General features: G+C 23.6%; 13 protein-coding genes. 3 read left to right on the top strand and 10 right to left on the bottom strand.

Features of this window, described 5'->3' with window-relative positions; translation table 11 throughout:
* The first annotated feature begins 114 nt into the window (after window positions 1-114).
* Complete coding sequence (locus tag CLTHE_RS09925) at window positions 115-1,062, top strand: glycosyltransferase family 2 protein (protein ID WP_080023193.1); 948 nt, start codon at window positions 115-117, stop codon at window positions 1,060-1,062.
* Window positions 1,046-2,527, top strand: a complete 1,482-nt coding sequence (locus CLTHE_RS09920) for a glycosyltransferase family 39 protein (protein WP_080023192.1) — start codon at window positions 1,046-1,048, stop codon at window positions 2,525-2,527. The genes CLTHE_RS09925 and CLTHE_RS09920 overlap by 17 nt, the downstream gene beginning before the upstream one ends.
* A gap of 16 nt (window positions 2,528-2,543) precedes the next feature.
* Here the strand turns inward: CLTHE_RS09920 and CLTHE_RS09915 are convergent, their stop codons facing one another.
* The 4 genes from CLTHE_RS09915 to CLTHE_RS09900 form a co-directional block, all read right to left on the bottom strand.
* The gene (locus CLTHE_RS09915) at window positions 2,544-3,698 is read right to left on the bottom strand and encodes an ABC transporter ATP-binding protein (RefSeq protein ID WP_080023191.1); all 1,155 of its coding nucleotides are present in this window, start codon (window positions 3,696-3,698) and stop codon (window positions 2,544-2,546) included.
* Window positions 3,699-3,735: 37 nt separating this feature from the next.
* Complete coding sequence (locus CLTHE_RS09910; protein WP_080023190.1) at window positions 3,736-4,530, bottom strand: ABC transporter permease; 795 nt, start codon at window positions 4,528-4,530, stop codon at window positions 3,736-3,738.
* Between the two features lie 17 nt (window positions 4,531-4,547).
* Window positions 4,548-6,812: a bifunctional glycosyltransferase/CDP-glycerol:glycerophosphate glycerophosphotransferase gene (locus CLTHE_RS09905; protein WP_158082709.1), complete on the bottom strand. Its 2,265-nt coding sequence runs from the start codon at window positions 6,810-6,812 to the stop codon at window positions 4,548-4,550.
* Between the two features lie 357 nt (window positions 6,813-7,169).
* Window positions 7,170-8,210, bottom strand: coding sequence for a glycosyltransferase family 2 protein (locus CLTHE_RS09900; RefSeq protein WP_080023188.1), 1,041 nt, complete (start codon window positions 8,208-8,210; stop codon window positions 7,170-7,172).
* A gap of 202 nt (window positions 8,211-8,412) precedes the next feature.
* Here CLTHE_RS09900 and CLTHE_RS09895 point away from each other — a divergent pair, with 202 nt between their 5' ends.
* On the top strand, window positions 8,413-9,243 hold the full coding sequence (locus CLTHE_RS09895; RefSeq protein WP_080023187.1) for a Cof-type HAD-IIB family hydrolase: 831 nt from the start codon (window positions 8,413-8,415) through the stop codon (window positions 9,241-9,243).
* Between the two features lie 106 nt (window positions 9,244-9,349).
* On the opposite strand, the gene CLTHE_RS09890 is transcribed toward CLTHE_RS09895, so the two are convergent.
* From CLTHE_RS09890 to CLTHE_RS09865, 6 genes are all read right to left on the bottom strand, one after another.
* Window positions 9,350-11,338 (bottom strand): N-acetylmuramoyl-L-alanine amidase, encoded by a 1,989-nt coding sequence (locus CLTHE_RS09890; RefSeq protein WP_143324064.1) that lies wholly within the window; start codon window positions 11,336-11,338, stop codon window positions 9,350-9,352.
* 160 nt (window positions 11,339-11,498) lie between these two features.
* Window positions 11,499-13,061 (bottom strand): lipopolysaccharide biosynthesis protein, encoded by a 1,563-nt coding sequence (locus tag CLTHE_RS09885; RefSeq protein WP_080023185.1) that lies wholly within the window; start codon window positions 13,059-13,061, stop codon window positions 11,499-11,501.
* A complete protein-coding gene (locus tag CLTHE_RS09880; protein WP_080023184.1) occupies window positions 13,058-13,945 on the bottom strand; it encodes a glycosyltransferase family 2 protein in 888 nt (295 codons plus the stop codon). The genes CLTHE_RS09885 and CLTHE_RS09880 overlap by 4 nt, the downstream gene beginning before the upstream one ends.
* Window positions 13,938-16,343, bottom strand: coding sequence for a glycosyltransferase (locus CLTHE_RS09875; protein WP_080023183.1), 2,406 nt, complete (start codon window positions 16,341-16,343; stop codon window positions 13,938-13,940). Before CLTHE_RS09875 ends, CLTHE_RS09880 begins: the two co-directional genes overlap by 8 nt.
* Entirely contained in the window at window positions 16,333-17,274 is a 942-nt protein-coding gene (locus CLTHE_RS09870; protein ID WP_080023182.1) for a DUF6625 family protein, read from the bottom strand. Before CLTHE_RS09870 ends, CLTHE_RS09875 begins: the two co-directional genes overlap by 11 nt.
* 2 nt (window positions 17,275-17,276) lie before the next feature.
* Window positions 17,277-18,425, bottom strand: coding sequence for a glycosyltransferase family 4 protein (locus tag CLTHE_RS09865; protein ID WP_080023181.1), 1,149 nt, complete (start codon window positions 18,423-18,425; stop codon window positions 17,277-17,279).
* Window position 18,426: the final 1 nt, after the last annotated feature.

Genomic DNA, 18,426 nt, shown 5'->3' with positions numbered 1-18,426 from the left:
AAAAACCATTTTCAAGTTACAATTTATTAATATTTTTAACTGATTAGCAATTTTATGGTATAATATCTTTGTTTATAAATTAAACATGGTATAAAAATTTTATGAGGTGATTTTTTGAATAAAAATTTAATTAGTGTTATTGTTCCTATGTATTTTGAGGAACTTGTAGCACAAGAATGTTATAACAGATTAAAATCTGTTATGGAATCTATTGATTCTTATGATTATGAAATTATTTTTATAAATGACGGGAGTACAGATAAAACTCTAGATATTCTAAAGGATATATCGAAAGAAAATGAAAAAGTTAAAGTTATAAACTTTGCTAGAAATTTTGGACATCAAGTAGCTGTTACTGCTGGACTTTTTAATTGTTCTGGTGATGCAGTAGTCATTATTGATGCAGATCTTCAAGATCCACCTGAACTTATTCCACAAATGATTGAAAAATGGAAAGAAGGTTATGAAGTTGTTTATGGAAAAAGAGGGAAAAGAAAAGGAGAAAGTAAATTTAAGCTTATAACTGCTAAATATTTTTATAGATTCCTTGCTAAAATGTCTGATATAAAAATTCCTAAAGATACTGGAGATTTTAGACTTATTGACAAATCAGTTGTAAAAGCATTTAGAGAAATGCCAGAACAAAATAGATTTATAAGAGGAATGATTAGTTGGATTGGATTTAATCAAACATATATAGAATACACTCGTGATGAAAGATTTGCTGGAGAAACAAAATATCCTTTATCTAAAATGCTTAAGTTTGCAAGCGATGGTATAATTTCATTTTCATCAAAACCATTAAAGCTTATGTCCGCATTTGGCTTTTTCTCTATATTTATTTCATTTTTAATTTTTGTATATGCTCTTATAAGTAAGTTTGTATTTAGTGCTAGTATTGGATGGACATCTCTTATTTCTGTTATGACTTTCTTTGGTGGAGTTCAAATACTTTCTTTAGGAATAATAGGAGAATATATAGGAAGAATTTATGATGAAAGCAAAAATAGACCATTATATATTATAAAGGATAAGGTAAATTTCAATGATGAAGAAAAGTAAATTAAAAAATACTTTACTAATAATATTTAATGTAATATTTTTATTAGTAATTAGTTTTTGTTTTCATTTTGCTCTTTTAAATCCTTTCAATCAAAAACTTAATAAAGGATTTGTATTTTTCTTGTTTTTACTTTTATGTTTAGGATTTTTATTTTTATGCTTTATTACTAAAAATTTAAGTAAAAGAAGTCTTTTAATAATATCAATTATTAATTTAATTATATTTATTTTGCTTCAAATATTTTTTGGATACTTTTTTGCAGTAAACCCTGGCTGGGATATGACTCCTATTTTTAATAGTTCTACAAATGTCGCTTCTAATGAATGGGAATTTTTCTCTTCTTATTTTTATGAGCTTTATCCAAATAATATTTTTATAACAGTTTTATGGATGAAATTTTATAAACTATGCTACTATTTTGGTTTTAATTTAATTCTTAGTTCAGTAGTCATAAATATAATAGTTGTTTTAATTAGTGTAATAATAACTTACATATTAATTAAAAAGGTATTTAATATAAGAGTTGCTACTATATCTTCTTTTTTATTTATCGTAATAACACCTTTTTACTCTTATACACCTATTTTTTATACTGATACTTTGACAATGATTTTTCTTCCACTAGCTTTCTTATTATTTTATATTTATATTAAAAGTAAAAATAAGAATATATTCTTACCAATATTTATTGGAATTATATTAGCTCTTGGAATAGGAATTAAAACAAATATAGCAATAGGTTTCATAGCTTTATCTATTTTTTCAATATTCATAATAGATAATTTAAAAGGATTTTTTAGATTTATATCACTTTTTATTATTTCTTTTATAGTTTCATCTATTTTGATAGCTTCTACTTGTCAAAAATATATTCCTGTCCCTTTAAAAGATGCAGGCCTTCCATCAACACATTGGATTATGATGGGACTTAAAGACAACGGTGGCTTTAATGGAGAAGATGTTGATTTAAGTAAAAATGCTGGTAAAACAAAAAAAGAAATTCAAGAATTTAATATAAAAACTATAAAAACCAGACTTGAAAATTATGGAATAGGTGGATATAATAAATTCTTATATAAAAAAATACAATATACTTGGGGAGATGGAACTTATTTCGCTCCTGAAAAATTATCTAGAAAGCCAATTAGGCCAAATTTTCTTCATACATACATTTATGGAGATAAAAATAACCTATTTACTTCTTTTTCAGAAGCTAGTCATTCATTACTATTATTTTTAATTTTAATTGGTTCAATAGGTTTATTTAAATCTAAAAATAAAATTGGCTTTCTTTTTAACATATGTATATTTGGAGTATTTTTATTCTTAATATTATGGGAAGCTCGTTCTAGATATTTAGTTTGTATATTACCTATATTAGTCTCTAGTAGTTCTATTGGAATAAATGAAATTTTAAAATTAAAGCCATTTTCAAATAATAAAAGAAGACTTGAAGCTAAATAATGCTTCAAGTCTTTTATTATTCTTTTCTTATTTTCATTCTATTTGATTTTATTGTTATATCTAAATTATGCTCATTATTAACAAATTGACCAAACTTGCTTGCACACCAAGCTTGCCTATTATAATTCTCTCCATCAACATCTATATTAATTTCAAAATTAAAGAACCCTTTTTGTATTTCTGTAAATGGTAATTTAAATATATAATCATATTTATTTTCATTTTTTTCAGTGCTTTTTACTAATTCTATATCTTTATATACATATTCAGTTTCATCATCTTTTAAAGTGATATTATCAATCTTATATTCTTTATTTAATGGCTCTAAAGAAACAAATCCTTTAAATATTATTTCTTCTTCTGTCATGTCTACATCTGTAAGACTTTGTTTTATCTCTACTAAATCTTTATATTTATGCTTATTTTCTATAATATCATCTATGGAAACTCCATTTAAAAAATGTTTATAAAGATTTGCTACTTCATCTATTTCTCCATAATCTATTAATTTTCCGTGATATAGCCATGCTCCCTTTGTACAGAAATTTCTCATTTGAGGAAGTGAGTGTGAAACAAAAAGAATTGTTTTTCCTTCATCTCTAAACTTATCCATTCTTCTTAAGCACTTTTCTCTAAACATTTCATCTCCAACTGATAATGCTTCATCTACAACTAATATGTCTGGATCTATATTTACTGCAATTGCAAAGCCAAGCCTTGCTTTCATTCCACTTGAATACATTCTTACAGGTTGATCTATGTAATCTCCAAGTTCTGAAAATTCTATTACTGATTCTAATATTTTAGAAACTTCACTTCTTATCATTCCCATAGAATAACCTTTTAAAAAAATATTTTCTCTTCCAGTAAGCTCTCCATCAAAACCAGCTGTTAACTCTAATAAAGCCGAAACTTTTCCATTAACTTCAATCTCACCTTCTGTTGGGTATACAACTCCCGTAACCATTTTTAATATTGTAGATTTACCAGAACCATTTTTCCCGAGTATTCCTATAACCTCTCCTCTTGGCAAATCTAATGTAAGATTATCTATTGCTCTAAAAGGTTTATACCTTTTTCCCCAAAGTAAATCTTTAAATCTATCTTTATCATTTTTATATAATTTATATTCTTTAGTAAGGTTTTTGAACCTAACTGCATAATCTTCCATAATAATCTCCTAACTTATAAAGACTTTTAGCTTTTCTTTATAAAACATCTGTAAATTCTTTATATGTTCTTTTATAAACTCTACTACCAATTAAAGCAAAAATTATTATTACAAATATCATATATATTGTATATGGACTTTCAAAAAACCATCTTTTATATAAGAATATATCTCTATATCCTTGAATAAAATATCCTATTGGATTTAGCTTTAAAATAATCCTTAAAAAGCTTGATTTTACATCATTTATATTCCATAAAATTGGTGATAACCAAAGTATTGCTTGTATAGCTGCTTTAACTAAATTTTCAAAATCTCTACTTATAACTGATAATGAAGCAAGTGTCCATGAAAGTGCTAAAAAGAATAAATACATCATTGGGATATATATTAAAAATTGAAGATAATATATATCTGGGAAATATCCAAATAACAAAAATACAACTGTAATAGCTCCAACTAACATTAATTGAACATATAATTTTGATAGTATTGTAAATGTTGGTATAGTTGAAATTGGAAATTTCATCTTAGTTACAAAATGCCTATAAGTTCTAATTGACATTGCTCCACCAACTATTGCATCACTTATAAAGAACCAAGGACAAAGCCCTGCAATAAGCCATAGAAAATAAGGGAAATTTCCCATTCTAGGATTATTTCTTATAATTGTAAATGCAAATAAATAAACTCCTATAGTAACCATAGGGCGAATAATTGCCCAAGCATAACCAAGGGCAGCCCCTTTATAAAATTTTACTAAATCAAACTTTGATATAAGTATTGTTTGCTTTAAATACTTAGCATTTTCTTTTATTATTTCTTTTAACATTAACCTTCCTCCAGTTTCTATTTGAAAATAGTTTCTACGAATCTTTTACTAGCTTGTCCATCACAATCATCAAAAAATTTATCTCTAAATTCTCTAACTTTCTTTAAATCAAACTCATTTTCATTAATTATTCGTATTATATCTTCATTTTTTTCTGCAATAACTCCTGGAACGAAGCTATCATAATCATAATAGAAGTCCCTTTCAGCTAAATATTCATTTTTATCATAAGCATACATTATTATTTTCTTTTCTAATAAAGAAGCTTCAAAAACAACAGATGAATAATCTGTTATTACAATTTCTGATGCTATAATTAAATCATTAATTTCAGTAGAACTATTCATATTTATAACTCTATTTTCTAATTCTTTTGGAATAACGACATCATTTAGCCCATTTTTTACACTTGGATGAAGTTTTAATATTAATACATAATCTTCATCTATTCCTTTTAAAAGTTGTACAGGATTTAATTCTAATTTAAAGTTTTGTCTTTGCTTAGTATTTCCTCTAAAAGTAGGTGCATATAAAATTATTTTTTTGCCTTTTATATTTGGATAATTTTCTTCTAAATCATTTTTCTTATATAATCTATATGCTTCATCTAAAAGTATATCTGTCCTTGGAACTCCTAAAGGTAATATATTTTTTTCTGATATATTAAACGCTTCTGCATATTTAGGAATTATATTCTTTGAACTAGTTATAACTTTTGTATAAGCTGAATGAGCTCTTTCTTCAAATTCTTTTGGATTTCCATCTCCTTTTCCTATAGAACTAAATCCAAATTTCTTGAAAGCTCCACATGCATGCCAAACTTGTATAACTTCAGCTTTTTTTCTAAATTTTAAACCATAAATTTGTCTATAATAATCATCTAAAATTATATATTTTGCTCTTGAAAAATCTAAGTACATATCTATAAGCTCTTTAAAAGTACGTGAATCATTTTTCATATAAAGCTTTATTTTATATTTATTATCTTTTTTCAATTCATCATATATAAACTTTAAATTTCCTTGTAATTCTTCACCTTTATTACTAGCAAGTATTACTAAATTTTCATTCATTGATAACATTTTTCCAAAATTAAATGATATCTTAGCACTTCTTCTAAAAATATTTTTTACTTTTCCAAGAACTCTTCCTACTTTTCTTCTTACTAAATATTTAAATATACTTAAAGAGCTTCTGCTTTTACTTACGTTCTCTAAACACTTATATAATTGAATATTTTCTCTTTCCAAAATCTCTCTACTATTAGAATTAAATTTGTTATAAAAATCAGCCAAAATTTCTACATATACTTTTTTAGTATTTTTAGTTAAAAATAAATATTTATTTATTATCCCTTGTCCCATTATCCATCTTAATTTTCTAGAATTATTTATTATTACAGGATCTATTTCATTTAAAATTTCATTCATATTTTTTAATGCATTTATTTTTACATTCTCTTCTCCTCTAATAACTGCATTTTTTAAAGGTGGCCAAATGTCATAATCTAATAATCTTTCAAAATACTGTTCTTTTAATTTATCTCGAATTATTTTATTCTCAAATCTATTTTCTAATTCTAAATTTATCTTTTTCCAAGCTTTATTTACTTGAAATAAAACTTTATCTGAATTAGTATCTATTTGACTTGTTAAAGATAAATTATTAGATCTTATTCTTTGTTTATAAACTACTTTATTACTTGCATATATACTATTTGCTCTCATATATGAAGTCATTATAAATACTTGATCTTCAGCATATTTTATATCTTCTGGAAACCTTAAATCCTTTATTATTGATGATTTAAAAATTTTATTCCATGGTCCTAACGTTAAAATTAAATCATAATCACTATCCAACTCTTTATATCCTTCACTTAAGAAATGTGTTTTCATTGGCCATTCTTTTTCCTCATCAAATCTATGACTTGCAAAAATACCAATATCTAAATCTAATTTCTTTGCCAAATTATATCTGTAACTTAAAGAATCAAATGGTAGTATATCATCAGAATCCATAAAAATTATATATTCTCCTTTTGCTAGAGATAGTCCCTTATTTCTTGCTTTACTAGGACCACTATTATTTTGTTTATAAACTTTTATATATTCATACTTATTACTATATTCTTTTAGAATATCAAAGCTTCTATCAGTTGATCCGTCATCTATTAATATAACCTCAAAATCTTTCATATCTTGATTAATTAAAGATTCAAATGTTTCTTTTAAATATTCCTCTACATTATAAACTGGTATTATAATACTTATCTTGCACATATATCTCTCCCATTTTCCTAAAAAATTTCTCATCCCTTGTAAAAGTTTTTATTAAAAAAGTTTAATACTGTATAAAATTATATCATATTTTGAACTATTATTCATTATTTATTAATTAAATTGTAATAATATTAAATTTTAAGAAAAACCTTTTAACTATATTTATATGATTACTAAAGAATTAAATTTATATAAAACAAAACTTCTTATAATTATTAAAATCATAAGAAGTTTTTTTATTTTAAATATTTATATTATTTTTATGTGTTCTCTTATATGTTTTATAGTTCTCAAAAATTTTTTTATTAAAGTATAAATTACAGGATATATAAATTTATTTTTCTCTATTCCTTTTATCTAAATTTTTAATCCTTTAATATTAGTATTTTCATAAGTAATCTTTAATATTTCTAAATATCTTTTTTTACTTTCTCTCGTTAATTTCTTATAGTTTCTTATAAATCCTTCAGTTAAAATCCATAAAAGATTATCACAAGAATTTATAGTAGATAAACTTAAAGTACTTATTAATTTCTCTAACTTATCTAACCCTTCTAATTGTATGCTTTCATCTTCACTTATTATAATATGCCTCAATGGTGGCCAAATATCAATTTTTATAAGTCTAGAAAAATAGTTAGTCTTTAGAATATTTTTCTTTTTTTCATCTATACAATATTTATTTATATTTTCTAATGTGCTTGTCCAAGATTTATAAACTTGATCTAACACATTAAGAGATTTATCTTTTATTTGAGAAGTAAGAGATCCTTCTTTATCTGCTGGCCTTATTCTATAATAATAACCAACTTTTTGAGTTGCAACAATTTTTTTTGCCCTTAAATATGATTCTAATACTAAAACCTGATCTTCTGCATATTTTATATCCTCTGGGAATTTACTTTCCTTTATAAAATCACTTTTAAATAATTTATTACAAGGTCCTAATGTCCATAATAAATCTTCATCTTTAATAACATCTTTTTCTCCCTCTTTTAAAAAGTGTTTTATCATTGGCCATTTTCTCTCTTCATCAAATTTATAAGTACCACATATTATTACTTCTGCTTCATTTTCTTTAGCTAAATTATATCTTAACTCTAATGAATCCTTTGGAAGCTTATCATCAGAATCCATAAAAGCAATATATTCTCCTTCAGCTAATTCAATCCCTCTATTTCTTGCAACACTTGGTCCCATATTCTCTTGACAAATAAGTCTCATATTTTCATTTTTATCTATATATTTTTTTATTATATTAATACTATTATCTGTTGAACCATCATCAATAAATATAACCTCATAATCTTTCATTGTCTGATCTATAATTGAATCTATAGTTTCTCTCAAATAATCCTCAACATTGTAAACTGGTATAATAACACTTACCTTGTACATTTCACCCTCACTTTTTAAAACCTAAAATAAAATTTAGTAATTATAATAAATTCATTGTAACATAATATACATATTTTATTAACCTTTTATTAATATTGTATTTTTATCTTTCTTTACTTATAAAATCTATAATGATAGACTAAACTTAATATATGAAAATAACAAAAGGTAAAAATTAATCTAACCAATGGAGGTAATAATAATGACTATTAAACTAATTTGCACAGACATGGATGGAACTCTTTTAAATACAGATCACACAGTAAGTACCGAAAATAAAATTGCTTTAAAAAAAGCTATAGATAAAGGTATACATGTTGCAATATCAACTGGAAGACTCTTTACCTCTGCAAATTTTTATAGAGAATTAGTTGGCATAAATGCTCCAATAATATCATCCAATGGTGCATATATAAAAGATAGAAATACTGGAGAAGTAATATATGAAAGTGTTCTTTCTTTAGAAGATACAATTGAAATATATAATATTTTAAAAAAATATAACTTAAAATTATTTTTCAATACATGGGATACTGCAATATCAAATGAAGAATTTATAGATAATCACGCTTATCTTATAAGTAATAAAGGTGTTACAAATGAAGAAGATAAAACTAAATTTATAGTAGAAAAAGATTTAACTAATACCTTAAAAGATTGTGAAGGATCTATTCTTAAAGCTATTTGTATAGATTATTCAAAAGAAAATATAAAAGAAGTTGAAAAAGCTAGAAAAGAAATTGAAAACCTAAATAAATATGAAGTTGTTTGCTCTAGCCCATATAATTTTGAAATTATGAATTCTGGAACAACTAAAGGAAATGCAGTAAAACAACTAGCTAAAATATTTGATATAAAAAGAGAAGAAATACTTTGTATAGGCGATAGCGAAAATGACCTTTCCATGATAGAGTATGCAGGAATTGGAGTCGCTATGGGAAATGCATTAGATATAGTAAAAGAAAAAGCTCAATTTATAACAGATACTAATGATAATGCTGGAGTTGCAAAAGCAATAGAAAAATTTATATAATATTTTGTTTACTCTAAATTTTTAATATTATCTGCCAAGTATTAAGCACCTTAAGTATTATAAACTTAAGGTGCTATTATTTATTAATTAAATATAAATAAAACGATTATTTTACATATTGAGCTGACACATATCCATATCCATTACCATATCTTATTTTATGCCAACCATTTTTTGTTTCTACTATTGTTATCTTAGAATTCTTTTTTAATGAACCTATTACTTTATTATTAGTTCCAGCTCCATTTCTTACATTTAATACACTTGCTGTTACTGTCCCAGTCTTATTTGTACTATTTGATGGTGTTTGATTTGGTTTTGTAGTTGTATTATTTCCTTCTACTTTTACATAATCTGCACTTACATATCCATAACTATTTCCATACTTAACTTTATGCCAGCCATTTTTTGTTTCTACTATTGTTACTTTTGATCCTTTTTTAAATGATCCTATCACTTTATTATTAGTTCCTGCTCTATTTCTTACATTTAATACACTTGCTGTTACTGCCCCAGTCTTATTTGTACTATTTGATGGTGTTTGATTTGGTTTTGTAGTTGTATTATTTCCTTCTACTTTTACATAATCTGCACTTACATATCCATAGCCATTTCCATACTTAACTTTATGCCAGCCATTTTTTGTTTCTACTATTGTTACTTTTGATCCTTTTTTAAATGATCCTATCACTTTATTATTAGTTCCTGCTCCATTTCTTACATTTAATACACTTGCTGTTACTGTCCCAGTCTTATTTGTACTATTTGATGGTGTTTGATTTGGTTTTGTAGTTGTATTATTTCCTTCTACTTTTACATAATCTGCACTTACATATCCATAGCCATTTCCATACTTAACTTTATGCCAGCCATTTTTTGTTTCTACTATTGTTACTTTTGATCCTTTTTTAAATGATCCTATCACTTTATTATTAGTTCCTGCTCCATTTCTTACATTTAATACACTTGCTGTTACTACACCAGTTTTTTCTTTTAATGGTTCATTAGGTTTTGACTCTTCTACTGGTGGTGTTGGCTTTGATTCTTCTACTGGTGGTATTGGCTTTGATTCTTCTACTGGTGGTTCTGGCTTTGATTCTTCTGCTGGTGGTTCTGGCTTTGATTCTTCTGCTGGTGGTTCTGGTTTTGATTCTTCTGGCTTTAGTTGTATATTTTCTTTTAAGTAAGTTTCTATACCATCAGCTATAGCTTTAGCTAATTTCTCTTGATATTCAGGGGTTTGTAATTTGCTTGCTTCATTTGAATTACTTATAAATCCAGATTCAAATAAACTAGATATCATTTTGCTTTCTCTAAGTACTGCAAAATTTTCAGTCTTTACACCTCTATTAACAGCATTTGTTTCTTTTATTGCATTTGTTTGTATTTTATCACTTAAAGGTTTATCTTGTGCTTTACTGTTATGATAATATGTTTCTATTCCATTAGCGCTCGTACTATCAGCTGAATTTGCATGTGTTGAAATAAATAAATCTGATTCATATGCATTAGCCATATCTGTTCTTTCTTTAAGGTCTAGGTATATATCAGCTTCCCTACTCATCTTAACTTCAATTCCCCTATTTTCAAGATGCTTTTTTAATCTAAATGATAAACTTAAATTAAATTCATCTTCCTTAATGCCATTACCTGATGCTCCATTATCATGCCCACCATGTCCTGGATCAATAAAAACTTTATAGTAGTTTCTATCTACTTGCTTATTTCTAGCTATATTATAAACAGTTGTATTTTCAGGTACATAAACTTCTATTATGTGAACTGTATCACCTATCTTATTACTTAAAAATACAATTCCTGATTTTTTAGGTTTTGCTATCCCATTTTCTATCTCTATTACATTATTATTAGATAATTTCCACCCTTCATATTGTGCTAAATTCAAAGTTTCTCCATATCTTAAAGAAATTCCATTTTCAACAGTAACTTTTTCATCTTTATATTCTTCCATAACTGAAATAAATTCGTTTTCAGTATTTGTTTTAGCTTCTACTGACATCTCACTTCCAAAAACTGAAATTGCCATTATTAATATTGTTGATTTAATTATATTTTTTAATTTTCTTCTATTCATAAATTCTATCCCCTTATATAAATTTTGATATACACCCTTATAAAAATATATCTCTGTATTATATTCGAATAAATATTTCAAAACTTTATATATAATATCAATTAAATAAAAAAAACGATAGAAACTACTATCGTTTATATATATATAATTAAGTTTAATATTATCTATTTTTATTATATATTTTATTATTATTAAAAAATTCAAATTTTTTTATATTTTTTAATATATTTATTACGATCATTTTAAAATAAATAAATTCATCAGTTTTATTTAACGTAATAATATTAACTATCATAGGAATAAAAAAAGATATTACCATATTAAATATAAAACTTAAAATTTCATTATCAAAATTAATATTTATAGTTATTATACTAATTGCTAAAACACTAATTAATACTAATAATAAATATTTTATATATACTTTATAATACTCCAATATATTTTTTTTAAATACATCTCTATATACATAATAAGGTAAGCTAAAAAATACCACTATAATTGAACTTAAAAAAGTACCTATAAAAATACCAACTAATCCTATTTTTTTTACCAATATAATAGATGCTACTATATTTATAGTAGATTCAATTATAGGTATATATCTATCTTCCCAGAATATACCTGAAGCATCTTTATATATTCCTATTGAGGCTCTCATTCCTAACATATAGAAATTTATACATAACATAACTAACACTATATCAGGTAAAACAAACTGTTCTCCAATCCATAATTTTATAAATGGCTTAATTAAAGTATATATCATACTTGTTGCAATACTGTATATCCAAAAGTTTAACAGCATAATTTTTTTATATATTTTATAAGAATATTCTCTAGTTTCAGATACTATTAAATTACCAACACTTGCCGTAAAAGCTGAAAAAATTTGTGAAATCAAAATATACACAGCATTTATTATCATATAGTAATTAGAATATAATCCTACATATGCTACCCCTAAATATTTAGATATTATTATATTATCAGTTCCAGATACCATAAATCCTCCGATTTTATGGTATATTAATCCTTTAACTTTTTTCTTTATATCTAGTAAAATATCTTCACTTATATTTTTTATATTTTTATCTTTTAAATACGGATATAATATATCAGAAATCTTTGATAATACTAGATTTTCTAAAATCCTAAATATTATTTTAACAATAATATAAATTATATAATTATGAGTATATATTAGAATTAATATTTGAATTAAATTTAATGTTATTACATATCCTATATGCACCAAGCTTATTATATAATTATTTTGATCTGCTTGTATTATTGACCTTTTATAAGAATAAATATATGAAGCTGATGCATCAAATATAAATAACATAAATATAAAGTAAATATTATTATCTATATCAGCATTGACAATTATTTTAATAAATGGAAGCATAATAAAGCCTATTACTAAAACTATAATAGCTATTTTATTATAACATTTTTTATAAAATAGCATTAAAGCTTTAATCGATTCTATATCTTTTTCAGCTAATGGCTTATATAATTTATATACTATAGCTGGTCCTATTCCTAATTCTACTATAGCCAACATAGATATTATATTATTGAATAATCCATTTATCCCTAAATATTCAATTCCTAATGTTTTTATAAATATAGCTTGAGATATTAATCCAACCATCAATGTAATTATATTTAATATTAATGATACACTTGCTCCTCTTATAGATTTTTTAACTCTCATAGCTTAATCCTCAAAAATTTATTTGTTTTTTTTGCAATTATAGCTAAATATAATGATAAATATGTTATTTCTAAATCTTCAATTATTTTTGATTTCGTATAGATTGATTTAACAGTTTCATAATACGAATATATATATGCTAATTTTTTTATTCCTTTTATATCTAATAACTCTATATCTGACTTTATATTTAATAAATATCCTTTCGGATTTTTTAATTTTAAATTATTTAGGGTTTTACTTAACCCATTATCTCTATAATCACATATATATATAGGTTCATTAAACCATCGAATTTTATATCCATCTGCTGCTATTTTATTCCATACTATACATTCTGTTAAAAAATTTTCTCCTTCAAATTCTGGGAATTTATACTTTTTTAATATCTCTGTAAAATATACTTCTGCTTTATCACCTATCAAATTATATTTCGCTCTCTCTATATTTGTACAATCTATATATTCCTTACTTAAAATATTTCCTATAATTTGTCCATCTTTATTTTTTCTTAAACCGGATACTCCAGCAAAATCCTTAACATTAGGTAAAGAATTTACATATTTTTTTATTTTTGATATTGCATTTGATTCTAAGGTGTCATCAGAATCAACTATAAAAAACAATTTACCATTTGAATAATTTATTCCATTGTTTATAGCTCTATGTTTTCCACCATTCTTTTGCCATATATACTTTATTTCAAATGAGTTTTCTTTAATACTTAAATTCTCAATAATTTTTCTAGTATTATCTTCTGATCCATCATCTACTACTATCCATTCAAAATCCTTTAAGTCCTGGGCTTTTAAAGAATTATATAAACTTATCAAATCCTCTCCTCTATTGTAAGTAGGTGTAAATACTGTACAAAATTTAGTCATCGCATACTCCTTTTATCAAACTCTCAATTTCTCTTATACTCTTATCTAATTTAAAAATCTCTTTTCTTTCAATAGATTTTTCTTTTAATTTATATAATAATTCTTTATCAATAAATATCTTTTTAATTCCTTCAGATAAGTCATTACATGAATTGCCAACAATCAACCCAAACTCTCCTCCATCTAATAGTTCCTTTGACCCTGCCGTATTAGTGCTTAAAACTGGAACTCCCAAAATCATAGCTTCTGCTATTACTAAACTAAAACCTTCCGATAAAGAAGAGCTTATAAATAAATCCGAATTTACAATATATTTATACGGATTAGAATCAAATCCAATTAATTTTACATTATTTTCTAAAGAATTTTCTTTTACTAAATTTAATAGATATTTTTTTTGACTTCCTTCTCCAACTATCAATAAGTTAATATTAATATTTTCTTTTTTTAAGTTATAAATTGCTTTAATTAATCTATCAAAACCTTTTATTTTTTCTAATCTTCCTATTGATATAACTTTAAAATTGCTTTTTATATTATCTAATTTTTCTTTTGACATATTTATTATATTTTTCTCATCTATAGGATTATATATAACTTCTACATTTTCTATTATTCCTGTTTCTTTAAAAAATGCTTTTTTAGAAGTATTTGAAACACATATAATTTTATTAAATTTACAATATGCTTTTACAAATCTTTTATGGCTATAATACCATTTTTGATTATCTTTTGTAGTATGAATATCAGCATGAATCCAAGCTATTTTTTTTGAATTAAATCCCCCAGATATTATCTTAGTTACTCCTGTTTCTAAGAAAGCTACTTCTACATCATAGTTATCATATATTATTATTGGATGTAAAATTATTGCTGGTAAATACATTATTATTCTATACAAAATCCTTTTTTTCCATATATTAGGATTAGAAACTATATATTTGTATTCTATACCTTTTATTTCATTTATATAAATCCCTTCATTAAATAAAGTCTTTACTGTTACATTAAATTTACTCCTATCTATATTTTTTATTATGTCAGTTAAAACCTTTTCTGCTCCTCCACCATCTAAGTTGTCTATAAGAAATAGAATTTTTTTTCTATTATCTTCTTTTTTTACTAAGCTAATTATATATCCATATATAATCCAAAATATGGTCGCATTTATAAATGAAAAGAAAAATAAAATATTAGAATCAAATACGTTCATTATCAATAACCCTATTATTATCATATCTAATGTCAATATTAATCTAAATTTTAATTTATCTTTAGTGTAATTTTCTTTTTTAAATAAATATTTTAATATATATACTTGACTACATATATTAAATAACATAAATAAAATCATCACTAAAACACCATATGACAATAATATTTGTAAAAATATATTATGTGTATTTGAAGCTATATCTGGATTTTCAATCACATAATTAGGATTTAGAAATTTGTTTACATTTTCTTTTATATTTTCAGGACCTACACCAAAGATAATATCTTCTTTCACAGCATTAAGCGAAGCACACCATATATCTAATCTTCCATTAGTAATATTACCTTCTTTATATTCTCTTTTTAATATAAAATTAGAATTTAATACAAATAAACCTATGATACTTACTAAACCAACTGATATAAATATTACTGACATTATTTTAATTATATTATCAGTAAACTTAACTTCTTTTTTAACTACGATAATTACAAATATGTATATCAATATAACTAAAAAAGTAGCTAATATAGAAGCTCTTGAGTTTGACATAAAAATGCATAGCAATTGAATAAAACAATTAAATATTAAAAACTTCTTATATTTATAATATCTATATATTGCAATACTTAAAAATAATGATATAAATGCTAAATTAGCTAAAGTATTTGGATTTCCATATATACCCCAAATTCTTCCTTCATAAATTCCTTGTATTCTAATTACAGTATTCCATTTTTCAATTATAAGTTCAAATTTTATAATTACTAATATTAATGATATTATTGATGCAATAAATGTTAAATTTATAAGAATACTAGAGAATTTTTTTATAGTCTCTAACAATTTTTCTTTTCCCAAATCTTTATTGGTTGAATATAAAATAATGACTTGTACAAATAAGTATAAAAATATAATTAAATTTTGAATAAATCTATTTTCATAATTAACTATTGTACTTAATCCAGCTAATATTATCATTATATATAAATAATAATTAATTTTATTTCTATTTATATTTTTAATATTATATATAAATACTATTATTGAAAATAACATAAATATTTTCATATAAGGAGTTATTATTCCTGATGTTAATGGAATAGTGTAAAAAAAACTTACTATCAAAAATAAATATTTTAAAAATTCAATAGTAAATATATTATTTACTTTAATTTTCATTTCTTTTTCTCCTTAATCTAAATTTAATTGCTTTAATCTTTTGGTTAAAATAAGGCTTATAAAATAATTTTCTATATTTTATTTTTAACTCTTTATCAATATTATAATCCAAACATATTTCATTAGGCCTCAATAAAAATTTTATTCTATTTTCAATCTTACTTTCTGGTATACTTATACTTCTTTTTTGAAAATGAACATATCCAAATTCTTCTTTTTCTCCATCTTTTATCTCTGACCAGACTTTTCCTTCCTCCCATATAAATACTCTATTTGTTCTTCTTTCTAACTTGTAAGAAAATTTTTCATTATATTTATATAATCTAAAATCATAATATAAACATGATATGTCAGCAAATATTGGCTTCTTATACATCTCAAATCCATAATGCTCATATATAGTATTCATACTTAATTCTGTAAAAGATTCATCAAAAACTAATATTTCATCTGTTGTGAATACATCTTTAAAATTTTTCCCTTTTAGAGGCAATTTGAACCTCTCATTTATATCCTGTCTGTTTTTATATAAAGTTAAATGTCCCAAATAACCAATCTTATCTACTCCTAATTTCATTGGTTCTTCTATAAATTTAAATAAATCTCCAAAAAAACAATCAATATCACAGTGCCCCCAATATTCATATTCTTTTATATAATTTCGCATAACATATCCATAAATAGGTTTATAATCACATAATTTGTATGGTGTCTTTAAACTTATCATAAATTCAAAGTTCTTTTGTATTAAATTTCTAAATTCATAGAATTCCATATAAATAACTCTTACATTTTTAGGATAATTAAACTTTCGTTTATCATCAGTTATTAATATCCAATTTATTTTTTTATTATATTCACAACTTTTTAATACATATTCAAAGTAATTTGGTAATTTTCCAAAATAAGGACATATTAAAACTGTACTCATATTCATCCCCTCTCCATAGCATCAATTAATATACTTTCTAATTTATTATTCATATTTATTAATTTTGAATTCTCAATAGTATATTTTCTCCCTATTTTACCTAATTCAACTCGTATATCTTCATTTTTATTCAATAAATTTATATAATATCTAAACTCTTCTAATGTATCACAACTAAATCCTCCTGGTAAATATTTTATATTTCCTACATTAGTAGATACAAACGGAACACCTTGTGCAAGTGCTTCAAGTAAAACTACTGGAATTTTTTCAATTTTACTTCCAAGTAAAAAAATTTTTGATTCACTTAAAATCTTTCTTATTTCAGTCCTATCCATTCCTACCAAAAAAATAATATCTAATTTACTATTCTTTTTCATTAAATTATTACTTATTTCTCTTAATCTTTTCAGATATTCATTTTCAGAACTTCCAATAAATATAACTTTTAATTTTTTATGTAATTCTATATTAGATATAGCTTCTAAAATAAATTTTTGATTTTTTAAATCTGAAAAATTTGAAATACAAATTAATTGTTCTTTCTTCTCGTCACTAAATTTAAAAAACTCATCTTCAACAAAATTATTTACTATTTGTATTTCTTCATTTATATTTTTTTTAAAATATTTAGTTGCCTCATCAAGTTCATGTATGTTTATTATTTTGTCATAATATTTGAAATTCTTAGAATTACTTACATAAAACTGTCTCCATCTTAAATTAAAAAACACTTTCTTAATAAATGTATTTATAGAAATAAAATCATATTTTTCATATTTAAAATTATATCTTCCATGCAAATACAAAATTTTTTTACATCTAATTCTTCTTAAACTGCTTAATACTAGATCTGTAGTTGCACTTTGTATACATGTATTTATCATTAAATCTACATTATCACTTATTTCTTTTAGTTTTTTTAGATATTCTTTTTTATTCCCAAAGTGAATTCCAAATTTAGTAAACAATTTAAATCTATATACTTTCACATTATTTATAACTTCAAATTCTTTTATATTTTCATTTTGAACAGTTATTACTGTAATTTCATGCCCTTTAAGTTGTAATTGCTCTATATGATTTTGTGTAATATTTTGCACTCCATCTTTTAATGGATAATACGTATCTACGGTAACTAATATTTTCAAA

It is taken from the genome of Clostridium thermobutyricum DSM 4928 (genome assembly GCF_002050515.1).
Lineage (GTDB): Bacteria > Bacillota > Clostridia > Clostridiales > Clostridiaceae > Clostridium > Clostridium thermobutyricum.
The sequence above is the reverse complement of the archived record's forward strand: the minus strand, read 5'-3'. Positions and strand labels throughout refer to the sequence as shown.